General features: G+C 73.4%; 12 protein-coding genes and 1 riboswitch. Of the genes, 7 read left to right on the top strand and 5 right to left on the bottom strand.

Annotated elements, in window-relative coordinates; genetic code table 11:
• Positions 1–180 precede the first annotated feature (180 nt).
• Positions 181–1617: an NAD(P)H-quinone dehydrogenase gene (locus tag GXW83_RS05320; protein ID WP_182441745.1), complete on the bottom strand. Its 1437-nt coding sequence runs from the start codon at positions 1615–1617 to the stop codon at positions 181–183.
• 73 nt (positions 1618–1690) lie between these two features.
• On the opposite strand from GXW83_RS05320, the gene GXW83_RS05315 reads away from it, so the two are divergent.
• The 4 genes from GXW83_RS05315 to GXW83_RS05300 all read left to right on the top strand — a co-directional run bounded on the left by GXW83_RS05315 (position 1691) and on the right by GXW83_RS05300 (position 5897).
• Entirely contained in the window at positions 1691–2128 is a 438-nt protein-coding gene (locus GXW83_RS05315) for a gamma-glutamylcyclotransferase (RefSeq protein WP_182441744.1), read from the top strand.
• Between the two features lie 172 nt (positions 2129–2300).
• Entirely contained in the window at positions 2301–3119 is an 819-nt protein-coding gene (locus GXW83_RS05310) for a purine-nucleoside phosphorylase (RefSeq protein WP_182441743.1), read from the top strand.
• Between the two features lie 121 nt (positions 3120–3240).
• Positions 3241–4977, top strand: coding sequence for a phospho-sugar mutase (locus GXW83_RS05305; RefSeq protein WP_182441742.1), 1737 nt, complete (start codon positions 3241–3243; stop codon positions 4975–4977).
• A 74-nt stretch (positions 4978–5051) separates the two neighbouring features.
• Positions 5052–5897: a tyrosine-protein phosphatase gene (locus GXW83_RS05300; protein WP_182441741.1), complete on the top strand. Its 846-nt coding sequence runs from the start codon at positions 5052–5054 to the stop codon at positions 5895–5897.
• On the opposite strand, the gene GXW83_RS05295 is transcribed toward GXW83_RS05300, so the two are convergent.
• Positions 5881–6906 (bottom strand): LPXTG cell wall anchor domain-containing protein, encoded by a 1026-nt coding sequence (locus GXW83_RS05295; RefSeq protein WP_182441740.1) that lies wholly within the window; start codon positions 6904–6906, stop codon positions 5881–5883. The genes GXW83_RS05300 and GXW83_RS05295 overlap by 17 nt on opposite strands.
• A gap of 133 nt (positions 6907–7039) precedes the next feature.
• On the opposite strand from GXW83_RS05295, the gene GXW83_RS05290 reads away from it, so the two are divergent.
• The 3 genes from GXW83_RS05290 to GXW83_RS05280 all read left to right on the top strand — a co-directional run bounded on the left by GXW83_RS05290 (position 7040) and on the right by GXW83_RS05280 (position 11322).
• The gene (locus GXW83_RS05290; protein WP_182441739.1) at positions 7040–7540 is read left to right on the top strand and encodes a GNAT family N-acetyltransferase; all 501 of its coding nucleotides are present in this window, start codon (positions 7040–7042) and stop codon (positions 7538–7540) included.
• A gap of 11 nt (positions 7541–7551) precedes the next feature.
• Positions 7552–7750, top strand: a riboswitch (cobalamin riboswitch).
• Positions 7751–7861: 111 nt separating this feature from the next.
• Positions 7862–10291: a ribonucleoside-diphosphate reductase subunit alpha gene (locus tag GXW83_RS05285; RefSeq protein WP_225446767.1), complete on the top strand. Its 2430-nt coding sequence runs from the start codon at positions 7862–7864 to the stop codon at positions 10289–10291.
• Positions 10291–11322, top strand: coding sequence for a ribonucleotide-diphosphate reductase subunit beta (locus GXW83_RS05280; RefSeq protein ID WP_182441737.1), 1032 nt, complete (start codon positions 10291–10293; stop codon positions 11320–11322). Before GXW83_RS05285 ends, GXW83_RS05280 begins: the two co-directional genes overlap by 1 nt.
• On the opposite strand, the gene GXW83_RS05275 is transcribed toward GXW83_RS05280, so the two are convergent.
• From GXW83_RS05275 to def, 3 genes are all read right to left on the bottom strand, one after another.
• Positions 11243–12043, bottom strand: coding sequence for an alpha/beta hydrolase (locus GXW83_RS05275; protein WP_182441736.1), 801 nt, complete (start codon positions 12041–12043; stop codon positions 11243–11245). The genes GXW83_RS05280 and GXW83_RS05275 overlap by 80 nt on opposite strands.
• Before the next feature lie 64 nt (positions 12044–12107).
• Positions 12108–12752: a vitamin K epoxide reductase family protein gene (locus GXW83_RS05270; RefSeq protein ID WP_182441735.1), complete on the bottom strand. Its 645-nt coding sequence runs from the start codon at positions 12750–12752 to the stop codon at positions 12108–12110.
• 68 nt (positions 12753–12820) lie between these two features.
• Positions 12821–13498 carry a peptide deformylase gene (gene def / locus GXW83_RS05265; protein WP_182441734.1) on the bottom strand — a complete coding sequence of 226 codons (678 nt, stop codon included), beginning with the start codon at positions 13496–13498 and terminating at the stop codon, positions 12821–12823.
• Between the last annotated feature and the right edge of the window lie 35 nt (positions 13499–13533).

The raw sequence follows: 13533 nt of genomic DNA, 5'->3' as shown, positions 1-13533 counted from the left end.
ACTGGCGACGTTCTGCTGCGAACACGAAACAGACGGTAACGTGCATGACCGTCTGCTTTCAGGCGTTTGCACCTAGTAGCCGAAGTTGTCCACCAGCCAGCGGCGCGCAGCGCTACAATTCGCGCCGCCCGCACCGGCCCCCGCTCCCCCGTACGGGGGAAAGCGGGGCCGGACGGGCCGTCAGGACTGGTCGGCGCGTTTGCGGATGTGCAGCTGGCGCGCGGCCTCGGCGACCGAGCCGGACACCGAGGGGTAGACCGTGAACGCGCCGGAGACCTGCTCCACGGTCAGGTTGAGCTCCACCGCCAGCGAGATCGGGTGGATCAGCTCGCTGGCGCGCGGCGCGACGATCACCCCGCCGACGACGATGCCGGTGCCGGGGCGGCAGAACAGCTTCACGAAGCCGTCCCGGATGCCCTGCATCTTGGCGCGCGGGTTGCCGCGCAGCGGCAGCTTGACGCAGACCGCGTCCATCTTGCCGCACTCGACGTCGGCGGCGCTGTAGCCGACCGTGGCGATCTCCGGGTCGGTGAAGACGTTGGCGGCGACCGTCTTCAGGTTCAGCGGCTGCACCGCGTCGCCCAGCGCGTGGTACATGGCGATGCGCCCCTGCATGGCGGCGACCGAGGCCAGCGCCAGCACGCCGGTGCAGTCGCCGGCCGCGTACACGCCCGGGGCGGAGGTCCGGGACACCCGGTCCACCTTGACCTGGCCGCCGTCGGTCAGCTTGACCCCGGCCTCCTCCAGGCCCATGCCCGCGGTGTTGGGGATGGAGCCGACCGCCATCAGCACGTGCGAGCCGGTGATCACCTGGCCGCCGGTCAGCGTCACCTCGACCTTGTCGCCGACCCGCCGGGCCGCCTCGCCGCGCGAGCGGGAGATGACGTTCATGCCGCGCCGCTTGAAGACGTCCTCCAGCACCGCGGCGGCGTCCGGGTCCTCGCCGGGCAGCACCCGGTCGCGGCTGGAGACCAGCGTCACCTTGGAGCCGAGGGCCTGGTAGGCGCCGGCGAACTCGGCGCCGGTGACGCCGGAACCGACCACGATCAGCTCGTCCGGCAGCTCGTCCAGGTCGTAGACCTGAGTCCAGGTGAGGATGCGCTCGCCGTCCGGCTTGGCCTCGGGCAGCTCGCGCGGGCGGTTGCCGGTGGCGATCAGCACGGCGTCGGCGCGCAGCGTCTGCGTCCCGCCGTCGACCAGGTCGACCACGACGGCGCGCGAGCCGTCGATGTCCTGGCCGCCCTCCAGCCGGCCGAAGCCGCGCAGCAGGGTGATCCCGGCCCGGGTGACGGACTGGGTGATGTCGTGCGACTGGGCGACCGCGAGCCGCTTGACGCGTCGGTTGACCTTGCCCAGGTCCACCCCGACCACGCGGGCACTGGACGGGTCCGCCGCGACCTTGATGCCCAGCTCCTCGTAGGAGCTGTCGAAGCTGGTCATCACCTCGGCGGTGGCGATCAGCGTCTTGGAGGGCACGCAGTCGGTCAGCACCGCCGCCCCGCCGAGGCCGTCGCGGTCGACGACGGTCACCTCCGCGCCGAGTTGAGCGGCGACGAGTGCCGCCTCGTAGCCGCCGGGTCCGCCACCAATGATCACAATGCGAGTCACATGAGCCATTGTCCCGCACCGCGAGGGGTGGGCGACACCACGGCTCCGCCCGCGTACCGGCGGCTCCCGTAGGCTATGCCGCATGTCGCTCTATGCCGCCTACGCCAGCAACCTCGACGCGCGGCAGATGAGCCGCCGCGCCCCGCACTCCCCGCTGCGCTGCACCGGCTGGCTGGACGGCTGGCGGCTGACCTTCGGCGGCGAGCAGTTCGGCTGGGAGGGCTCCATCGCCACCGTGGTCGAGGACGAGAAGGACCAGGTCTTCGTCGGCCTCTACGACATCGCCCCGGGCGACGAGGCCGGGCTCGACCGCTGGGAGGGCCTGCCGCTGGGCTTCTACCGCAAGGTCCGGGTGCGGGTGCACACCCTGGAGGGCGACCTCACCGCCTGGACGTACGTCCTCAACGACTACGAGGGCGGCCTGCCCTCGGCGCGCTACCTCGGCATCATCGCCGACGCGGCGGAGTCCGCGGGCGCCCCGCACGACTACGTGATGGAACTGCGCAAGCGCCCCTGCTAGGCCCTGCCGGGCGGGCGCGGCATTCTGTCCGCTTTCCTCCTCAATCGATACCCGTCCGACGCCGGTCCGGGCGTCCATCTGACGGACCTCGGGATGGACCAGACGGTGCCAAACCGGGACCATCGGCCCGGACCACTTCTACGCGCGTAGGTTTCGTGGTTATCCTCGTCGCGTGAACGCATACCTTCAGTCGGTCATCACCGATCCCTACGCCGCCGCCAAGGACGCCGCCGCAGCCGTGCGCGCCCTCACCGGTGTGGAACAGCACGACGTGGCTCTGGTGATGGGCTCCGGCTGGGTTCCGGCAGCCGACGAGCTCGGCGCCCCTGCCTGCGAGTTCCCGGTCACCGAACTCCCCGGGTTCCCACCGCCCGCCGTCGCCGGCCACTCCGGCAAGGTCCGGTCGCTCCAGATCGGCGGCACCCGCGCCCTGGTCTTCCTCGGCCGCACCCACTACTACGAGGGGCACGGCGTCGCCGCCGTCGCCCACGGCGTCCGCACCGCCGTCGCCGCCGGATGCCGCACGGTGGTCCTCACCAACGGCTGCGGCGGCCTGCGGGCGGGCATGACGCCCGGCCAGCCGGTGCTCATCAGCGACCACCTCAACCTGACGGCGGCCTCGCCCATCGTCGGCGCCAACTTCGTCGACCTCACCGACCTCTACTCGCCGCGCCTGCGCGCCCTGTGCCGGGAGGTCGACCCCGGCCTGGAGGAGGGCGTCTACGCCCAGTTCCCCGGCCCGCACTACGAGACCCCGGCCGAGATCCGGATGGTCCGGACGATGGGCGCGGACCTGGTCGGCATGTCCACCGTCCTCGAGGCCATCGCCGCCCGCGAGGCGGGGGCCGAGGTCCTCGGCCTCTCCCTGGTCACCAACCTCGCCGCGGGCCTGAGCGGCGAGCCGCTCAACCACGCCGAGGTGCTGGCCGCAGGCCAGGCGTCCGCCTCCCGCATGGGGGCGCTGCTCGCCGACGTCCTGCAGCGGCTGTGACCACCGGCTGACCGGCGCCCGCCGCCCGCCGCCGGGCCACCCCCGGAGACCAACGGCGAACACCACCGGACGACCACCCCGGCCACCGAGGCGCCGGACAATGAACGGAACGGATGACTCCATGACGCCGATCCCCGCCACCGACCTGCTCTCCCGGGCCCGGAGCTGGCTCGCCGAGGACCCCGACCCGGACACCCGGGCCGAGCTGTCCGCCCTCCTCGCCGCCGCCGAGTGCGGCGAGGGCGACGGCTCCGAGGACGAGGCCCGGGCCTGGTCCGAGCTGGCCGAGCGGTTCTCCGGGACGCTGCGGTTCGGCACCGCCGGGCTGCGCGGCGAGATGGGTGCCGGGCCGACCCGGATGAACCGCGCCGTGGTGCTGCGCACCGCCGCCGGGCTGGCCGCCTACCTGCGCCAGGACTCCCCGGACGGCCTGGTGGTGATCGGCTACGACGCCCGGTACAAGTCGCGCGACTTCGCCCTGGACACGGCCGCCGCCGTGGTCGGGGCGGGGCTGCGGGCCGCGCTGCTGCCCGGCCCGCTGCCCACGCCGGTGCTGGCCTTCGCCATCCGCCACCTGGGCGCGGTGGCCGGGGTGATGGTCACCGCCAGCCACAACCCGGCCCGGGACAACGGCTACAAGGTCTACCTGGGCGACGGCGCGCAGATCGTCCCGCCGCAGGACGCCGACATCGCCGCCCGGATCGACGCCATCGGCTCGCTGGCGGACGTCCCGCGCGCCGCCGGGGGCTGGCAGGTGCTGACCGGACAGCAGATCGTCGAGCCGTACCTGGCCCGCGCGCTCACCACCCTGGACCCGGCCACCCCGCGCGACCTGAGCGTCGTCTACACCCCGCTGCACGGCGTCGGCCGGGACACGCTGCTCGCCGCCTTCGACCGCGCGGGCTTCCCGGCCCCGCTGACGGTGGCCGCCCAGGCCGACCCCGACCCGGACTTCCCCACCGTCGCCTTCCCCAACCCGGAGGAGCCGGGGGCGATGGACCTGGCCATCCGCACCGCGGCCGAGCAGGGCCCGCCCGGACAGCCCGACCTGATCATCGCCAACGACCCGGACGCCGACCGCCTCGCCGTCGCCGTCCGCGCCACCGACGCCGGTACCGCCGACGCTGACGACGCCGGCTGGCGGATGCTGCACGGGGACGAGGTGGGCGCCCTGCTCGCCACCCACCTGGCCGCGCGCGGCGCGCAGGGGGCCTTCGCCACCACCATCGTCTCCTCCTCACTGCTGTCGCGGATCGCCGAAGCCGCCGGGCTGCCCTACGCCGAGACCCTCACCGGCTTCAAGTGGATCTCCCGCGCCCCCGGACTGCGCTACGGCTACGAGGAGGCGCTCGGCTACTGCGTCGACCCGCAGGGCGTGCGCGACAAGGACGGCATCACCGCCGCCCTGGCCGTCGCCGAACTCGCCGCCGTCCTCAAGGCCGACGGCCGCACCCTGAACGACCTGCTGGACGAGCTGGCCGTCCGGCACGGGCTGCACGCCACCAGCCAGCTGTCGGTGCGGCTGACCGACCTGAAGCTGATCGACGCGGCCATGGCCCGGCTGCGGGAACAGCCGCCGACCGCGCTCGGCGGGCTGGCCGTGGACCAGGCCGACGACCTGGACCAGGGGGTGGGCGGGCTGCCGCCCACCGACGGCCTGCGCTACCGGCTCAGCGGCGACGCGGTCGCCGCGGCCCGGGTGGTGGTCCGCCCGTCCGGCACCGAGCCCAAGCTCAAGTGCTACCTGGAGGTCGTCCTCCCGGTCGCCTCCGCCTCCGGCCTCGCCCCCGCGCGCGCCCGGGCGGCCGACCTGCTGGCCGACCTCACCCGCGACCTCTCCGCCGCCGCGGGCCTGTGACCCCCGCTCCGCCCGGGCCCCGCAGTCGGCGGGGGCCGGGTGGAGCGGAGCGCCCGCGCCCTAGGGTGGCGGCCATGGAGACCACCGACACCCCCGCCATATCCGCTGCCGGCGCGCTGACCGGCAGCGAGCGCCTGCTGGACGTCCCCGGCGTGCACAACCTGCGCGACGTCGGCGGGTTCGCCGCCGCCGACGGCCGACGGGTGCGCGCGGGCGCGCTCTACCGCTCGGGCGCGCTCGGCGAGCTGACGCCCGAGGGTGCCGAACGCCTGGCCGAGCTGGGCCTGAACACCGTTGTCGACCTGCGCAGCGAGCCCGAGATCCGGCGCTGGCCGGACCTGTCCCACGGGCTGCCGTTCAGCTCGGTCAACCTGCCGACCCTGCCGCCGTTCGAAGCCACCTCCGGCAACCCGGACTCGGCCGTCGACGCCTCCCCCGACGCCTCCCTCGACGGCGAGCCGGACGCCGACGGGCAGGGCGGGGCCCCGGCCGCCCCGCACCACCCGCTGGAGCCCATGTACGCCTTCATGGCGGACGTCGCGGGCCCGCCGATCCTCGCCTGCGTCCGGCGGCTGCTGGAGCCCGGCGCGCTGCCCGCGCTGCTGCACTGCGCCGTCGGCAAGGACCGCACCGGGGTCACCGTGGCCGTCATCCTCTCCGCCCTGGGCGTGGACGAGGCCGACATCACCGACGACTACGTCCTGTCCAACCTTGGCCTCGGGCTGCTCGGCGAACCGGTGCACTACCTCGACGAACACGGGGTGGACCGGATCTCCCGACCGGTCCACCCCGACCTGCTCGCCCTCTTCCTCCGCCGGACGTCCGGCCGCTACGGCAGCATGCAGGCGTACCTGCGCCACCTCGGGCTGACCTCGGAGGAGCTGCGGCGGCTGCGGGAGCTGCTCACAGAGAGCGCCTGAGCACCCGCCGCCGGAGCAGCAGCAGCCCGGCGCCGCCGCCGAGCGCCACGGCGGCGGCGCCGCCGATCAGCAGCGTGCCCTCGCCGGAGACGCCGGTGGCGGCCAGCTCCGGCCGGGCGCCGCCGTGACCGTCACGGCCGTCCCAGCCGTCGTGGCCGTCCCGCCCGCCGTGGTCGCCGCGGTCGCTGTGGTCGCCGTCGCCGTCCTGGCCGCCGCGACCGGCCCAGCCGGCGCCGCTCCCGTCGGCGTCGGCGGCCTGACCGCTCCAGCCGCCGTCCTGGTTCCCGGCGCCGCCACGGCCGCCGCTGTGCGCGACCGCGTCCAGCCCGACCGGCACGGCGGCGTCCGTCCCGCCGTGGCCGCCCTTGCCGCCGCCGTGGCCCTTACCGCCGTGGCCCTTCCCCGCGCCGTGGCCGTGGCCGCCCTTGCCCTTGCCGCCCTTGCCGGTCTCCCCACGGCCGTCCCCGCCCGCGCTGCCCCCGGCCTGCGGCTGCGTCCCGTGCGGTGCTGCGTGCGGTGCTGCGTGCGGTGCTGTGTGCGCCGCCGCGCGGGCTGGGTGCGGGTCCACCGCCGCAGCCGCCGCCACGGCCGCTGCCGGAGCCGCTGCCGTCCGGAGGTCGACGGCCCGGGCTCCCGTCGCCGGGGCGATCCGGACGGGCCGCTGCGGCCGCGGGCGGACCGCGCTGTCGGCCGCCGGGCGGGCGCTGTCGCAGCCCGGGTCGGCCCGGCTCTGCGACGGGTGCCCGGTGGTGGAGGCGTGGCCGCCCGCCGGGCTCGTGCGGTGCGACTGACGGGGTCTCACGGCGGGCTGGGCGCTGTCGTGCGAGGCCCTGCTGACGGCCCCGCAGGCCGCCGCCTCCGGCGCGGCGGCGCGTACCGCCCCGCCCGCCCGTGCCGTCGTCGCGGTCGCCGTCGCCGTCGCGGCCGCGTGGGCCATGCCCGCCGTGCCCATCGCCCCCAGCGGCCCGGCCACCAAGGCGGCCAGGCCCAGTCCTATCGTCCTGCGCATGCGTGTTGTAGTAGTCACTTTTTGAATCTGACACGCCACCAGTCGTCACGCTCGGCGACGACGACCGGGTACCGCCATTCCGGTGCCGGGCCCCGTTCCGAGCCCCTTCCGGCGCTGGGGCAGACTCTCGGGCATGGACATCGTCATCCGCCCCGCCCTCGCGTCCGAGCTCGACGCCGCCGGGGATCTCACCGCCGAATCCTTCATCGGCGACGGCCACACCGCGCGCGACAGCGCCAACGCGGCGCGCCTGCGCGACGGCCGCGACCGGGCCCGGCGGGCCGAGCTGCTGGTCGCCGTGGACCCGCTCTCGGGGGCGCTGCTGGGGTCGGTGACCTTCGCGCCGCCGGGTTCTCCGTACGCGGATCTGGCGCAGGGGCAGGAGGGCGAGTTCCGGATGCTGGCGGTCTCGGCGGAGGCGCGCGGGCGGGGCGCGGGCGAGGCGCTGGTGCGCGCCTGCATCGAACGGGCGCGCGAGCGGGGCCTGCCGAGGCTGGTGATGTCGACCCAGCCGGCCATGGTCCGCGCGCACCGGATCTACGAACGGCTCGGCTTCGTACGCACCCCGGCCCGCGACTGGTCCCCCGCCCCGGGAGTCGAACTGATGACCTATGCATTGGAACTAGTCCAGTGAATCTGCTCACGCCCGACACAACATCTGGTGGTGCTTCCAGCCAGCGCCACCAGATGTATGCTCACTCTCGCTGTCGAAGCAGGGGAACCCGGTGCGAATCCGGGACTGCCCCGCAGCGGTGAGCGGCTGCGCCCCGAGCGTCCCGACCCTTCCGGTCGCCCGGAATCGCGCCCGCAAGTCCGATTACCTGCCGACGGCATGACTTCCGGGCCCCGAGGGTGGGCCGAGGATGTGCTGCGCGCTGCCGTCTTGCGCTTTCGCACGCCTCGCTCCGCCCGAGGCGGCCCCTCGCCGACCGGCCGCCGCCAACGAGGAGCGAACGTGACTGACACAGCAACCGCCACCCTGCCTGCCCAGGCCGGTGCACCCGGCACCCCTGACGGCCCCGGCGCTGCCCTGCTGCGTACGCTCACCGAGCGCTCCGCCGACCTCCCCGAGGTGGACCCCGGACGGGTCGCCGCCGCCGCCCTGCGCGGCCGCAGCGGCGGCGCGGACTACGCCGAACTGCGCGGGCTGGCCACCGAGGCCGCCGCCGCGCTCATCGCCGAGGACCCGCAGTACTCCCGGCTCGCGGCCCGCCTCCTGGCCGAGGAGATCCGCGAGGAGGCGGCCGGCCAGGGCTCCACCTGCTTCGCCGCCTCGATCACTGTCGGTCACCGCGAGGGGCTGATCGGCGACCCCACCGCCGCGTTCGTCGCCGCCCACGCCGCGGCCCTGGACGCGGTGGTCGACCCCGCCGGGGACGACCGCTTCGAGTACTTCGGGCTGCGCACCGTCTACTCCCGCTACCTGCTGCGCCACCCGATCACCCGTCAGGTCATCGAGACCCCGCAGCACTTCATGCTGCGCGTCGCCTGCGGGCTGCAGATCGGCGGGGACACCGGCTCCGTGGCCGAGGTCGCCGAGCTGTACCGGCTGATGAGTCGGCTGGAGTACCTGCCCTCCTCGCCGACCCTGTTCAACTCCGGCACCCGGCACCCGCAGATGTCCTCCTGCTACCTGCTGGACTCCCCGCTGGACGAGCTGGACTCGATCTACGCCCGCTACGCGCAGATCGCCCGGCTCAGCAAGCACGCGGGCGGCATCGGCCTGTCGTACAGCCGGATCCGCTCGCGCGGCAGCCTGATCCGGGGCACCAACGGCCAGTCCAACGGCATCGTGCCGTTCCTGCGCACGCTGGACTCGTCGGTGGCGGCGGTCAACCAGGGCGGCCGGCGCAAGGGCGCCGCCTGCGTCTACCTGGAGACCTGGCACGCGGACATCGAGGAGTTCCTGGAGCTGCGCGACAGCACCGGCGAGGAGGCCCGGCGCACCCACAACCTCAACCTGGCGCACTGGATCCCGGACGAGTTCATGCGCCGGGTCGAGGCCGACGCCGAGTGGTCGCTGTTCTCCCCCGGCGACGTCCCCGAACTGGTCGACCTGTGGGGCGCGGAGTTCGACGCCGCCTACACCAAGGCCGAGGCCGCCGGGCTGGCCGCCCGCACCGTCCCGGCCCGCTCCCTGTACGCCCGGATGATGCGCACCCTGGCGCAGACCGGCAACGGCTGGATGACCTTCAAGGACGCCTCCAACCGCGCCGCCAACCAGACCGCGCTGCCCGGCCGCACCGTCCACTCGTCCAACCTGTGCACGGAGATCATCGAGGTCACCGACGACTCCGAGACCGCCGTCTGCAACCTCGGCTCGGTCAACCTCGGCGCGCACCTGCTGGCCGACGGCTCGATGGACTGGGAGCGGCTGGACGCCACCGTCCGCACCGCCGTGACCTTCCTGGACCGGGTCGTGGACATCAACTTCTACCCGACCCCCGAGGCCGCCGCCTCCAACTCCCGCTGGCGGCCGGTCGGCCTGGGCGTCATGGGCCTGCAGGACGTCTTCTTCCGGCTCCGGCTGGACTTCGACTCGGCCGAGGCCAAGGAGCTGTCCACCCGGATCTCCGAGCGGATCATGCTCGCCGCCTACGAGACCAGCTGCGACCTGGCCGAGCGCCTCGGCAGGCACGAGGCGTACCAGGAGACCCGCGCCGCGCGCGGCCAGCTGCACATCGACCACTTCGACACCGCCACCGCCTGGGCCGACCGCTGGGCCGCGCTGCGCGAGCGGATCGCCGTCACCGGGCTGCGCAACTCGCTGCTGCTGGCGATCGCCCCGACCGCGACCATCGCCTCCATCGCGGGCGTGTACGAGTGCATCGAGCCGCAGGTGTCCAACCTGTTCAAGCGGGAGACCCTGAGCGGGGAGTTCCTCCAGGTCAACCCGTACCTGGTGGCCGACCTCAAGGCGCTCGGGCTGTGGACCTCCGCCGCCCGCGAGTCGCTGCGCGAGGCCAACGGCTCGGCGCTGGAGATCCCCGGCCTGCCGGACGACCTCAAGTCGCTCTACCGCACCGCCTGGGAGCTGCCGCAGCGCGCGCTGATCGACCTGGCCGCGGCCCGGATGCCGTACCTGGATCAGAGCCAGTCGCTGAACCTGTTCCTGGCCTCGCCCACCATCGGCAAGCTCAGCTCGATGTACGCGTACGCCTGGAAGGTCGGCCTGAAGACCACCTACTACCTGCGCTCCCGCCCGGCCACCCGGATCGCCCGCGCCGCCCAGGCGGCCCAGGCCGCCGAGGCCGCGCCGGTCACCGAGGCCGCTCCGCCGCTGAGCCAGCCGGCCGACCTCTCCAACGACCTGCCGATCGTCGAGGACGACGCGGCGATCGCCTGCTCCCTTGAGAACCCCGAGTCCTGCGAGGCATGCCAGTGATGTCCGACCCCGCCACGCCCCGCGCCGCCGAGAAGAACCTGCTCGACCCGGGCTTCGAACTGACCCTGCGTCCGATGCGCTACCCGGACTTCTACGAGCACTACCGCAACGCCATCAAGAACACCTGGACCGTGGAGGAGGTGGACCTGCACTCGGACGTCGCCGACCTGGCCAAGCTGAGCGCGGACGAGCGCCACCTGCTGGGCCGCCTGGTCGCGTTCTTCGCAACCGGCGACTCCATCGTCTCCAACAACCTGGTGCTGACGCTGTACAAGCACATCAACTCGCCCGAGGCGCGGTTGTACCTGTCCCGCCAGCTGTTCGAGGAGGCCGTGCACGTCCAGTTCTACCTGACCCTGCTGGACACCTACCTGCCCGACCCGGAGGACCGCAACGCGGCCTTCGCCGCGGTGGAGAACATCCCCTCCATCCGCGAGAAGGCCCAATTCTGCTTCCGCTGGATCAACGAGGTGGAGAAGCTCGACGCGCTGCACACCAAGGCCGACCGCCGGCGCTTCCTGCTCAACCTGATCTGCTTCGCGGCCTGCATCGAGGGGCTGTTCTTCTACGGGGCCTTCGCGTACGTCTACTGGTTCCGCTCGCGCGGCCTGCTGCACGGGCTCGCCACCGGCACCAACTGGGTGTTCCGCGACGAGTCCATGCACATGGACTTCGCGTTCCAGGTGGTGGACACCGTCCGCGCCGAGGAACCCGACCTGTGGGACGACGAGTTGGGCGCGCAGGTCACCGCGATGCTGGAGGAGGCCGTCGAGGCCGAGCTGCAGTTCGCCCGCGACCTGTGCGGCGAGGGCCTGCCCGGCATGAACACGGACTCCATGCGGCAGTACCTGGAGTGCGTGGCCGACCAGCGCCTCGCCCGCCTCGGCCTGCCGGTCCGCTACGGCTCGGAGAACCCGTTCGGCTTCATGGAGCTCCAGGGCGTCCAGGAGCTCACCAACTTCTTCGAACGCCGGGTCTCCGCGTACCAGGTGGCCGTCGAGGGCTCGGTCTCCTTCGACGACGACTTCTGACCCGGCGTCGACGACCTCGGGCGGGGCGGATCGCGCCTCCCGGCGCGGAAGGCGCGGCGGGAGGCGCGGGTCCGGCGGGTCTAGCCGGCGGAGCGCGCCGCCTGGAGGATGACGCGGTCCACCACCTGCGGGGCGGCGGCCGGGACGTCATGGCCGAGTCGGCGGTGACGCCCCGGGCGCAGGCCCGCTGGGCCATGGAGAACTCGGCCTTGGTCGGGATCGCGTTGTCGTGGAGCGCGACGATCTCCCACTTGGGCACGGAGGCCGGCGGGTTGACGGTGGCCGGCTCCGCCGGCGCGGTCTGCTCCGGGGAGAGGCCGCCGGCGTACACCGAGCTGAAGTCGGCCGGGTTGATGTAGATGTCGGTCCCGCCCGGCTCCGGGCGGGTGAGCAGGTTGCTCCCGGTCAGCTGCGACCCGGGGAACTTGTAGGTCAGCTCCGCGGGGCTCTCGCCCTTCTCGGGGATGCAGGCGGCGACATAGACCAGCGCCTTGACCTCGGGATCCGCCGCAGCCGCGGAGCTGATCAGGAAGCCCGCGTAGGAGTGCCCCACCGGCACGATCGGACCGCTGATGGTCTTCAGGACGCTCAGCAGGTACGCCGAGTCCGACGCCACCCCGCGCAGCGGGTTGGCCACGGCGACGACGGGACAGCCCTTCGCCTCCAGGAAGGCGCACACCCCGCTCACCCGCGAGTCGCTCTCCGGCCTGGACACCCTCATCGTCATCAGCTTCGACTCCGCCCGCACCGCCTCTGGACCAACCTCACCACCCGCCCCACCGCTCTCAGAGCAGGGTCTTCCAGTAGGACCAGAAGCGGATGAGGATCATGCCGCCGATGACCAGGTACCAGAGCAGGGGGCCGAACCAGTGGAGGGTGAGCAGGGCGTCGAGGGGGTTGCGCCAGCGGGCGGGGGTGGGGATGACGCAGTGCTTGAGGTTGTGCAGGGTGACGTACCAGAACAGCGGGAAGATGATCACCCAGACGACCATGCAGTACGGGCAGAGCGCGCCGATGCTGTAGAGGGACTGGCCGACCAGCCAGCAGATCAGGCCGAGGCCGAAGGCCGTGCCGAGCTGCAGGCCGGCCCAGTACCAGCGGCGGTAGCGGGCGCCGGCCAGGAGGCCGGTGCCGACGGCGAGGACGACGGCGAAGCCGGCGATGCCCATCAGCGGGTTGGGGAAGCCGAAGACCGCCGCCTGGGGCTTGGTCATCACATTGCCGCAGCTGATGATGGGGTTGATGCTGCAGCTCGGTACGTATCCGGGCTGGGTGAGCAGCTTGAAGCGCTCGTAGGTGAGCGTGAAGGAGGCCAGGAAGCCCAGGGCGCCGGTGACGACCAGGAACCAGGCCATGGCCCGGCCGGCGCCGACGGGGGCGCCGGCCTCGGGGGCGGTGGTGTCGCGGTCCTGGGCAGCATCAACGTCCATGCTGTCCAGGATCGCCCACGGCCCGGTAGGGCGCGGATAAGACCGGGGCCCGGTCGCGGGCCCGGGGCTCAGTCGTTGGGGACGGTCTCGTAGCGCGGGGTCAGCTCCGCCATCTGCCGCAGGGCGTCCTTGCGGTCCCGCTTGGAGAGCCGGTCGATGTAGAGGTAGCCGTTGAGGTGGTCGGTCTCGTGCTGGAGGCAGCGGGCGAAGAAGCCGGTGCCCTCGACCACGATGTCCTTGCCGTCCTTGTCCTGGCCGCGCACGACCGCGAACTCCGGGCGGGCGAGGTCCGCGTACGCGCCGGGGACGGACAGGCAGCCCTCGGGCGACTCGTCCAGGGTGCGCTGGGCGGGGTCGAGGTCGTCCAGGACCGGGTTGACCACCACGCCGATGTGGCGGACGCCGTCGTCGTCCGGGCAGTCGTAGACGAAGACCCGCTGGGCGACGCCGATCTGGTTGGCCGCGAGGCCCACGCCCTCGGCCGCGTACATGGTCACGAAGAGGTCGTCCACCAGGGCGGCGAGCTCCGGGCCGAACTCGGTGACGGTCGCGCAGGGGTGGTGCAGGACCGGGTTGCCGACGACGGTGACCGGCCGGAACGTCCCCCTGGTCAGGTCCGGCTCCTCGCCGACGACCTGCTGCGGGGCGCGCTCCTCGGCCTGCCCGTCGGCCGGTGCGCCGACGGCCTGCGCGGCGGCGTCCTCAGCGACGTCCTCGACCTGTTCCTCGACCTGCTGTTCCGACATGCCGCTGCCACTCGCCTTCAGTCCGTACACGGGTA

The sequence above is a fragment of the Streptacidiphilus sp. PB12-B1b genome, assembly GCF_014084125.1.
In the GTDB taxonomy this organism is placed as follows: Bacteria; Actinomycetota; Actinomycetes; order Streptomycetales; family Streptomycetaceae; genus Streptacidiphilus.
This window is presented reverse-complemented; position numbering and strand designations above follow the sequence as displayed.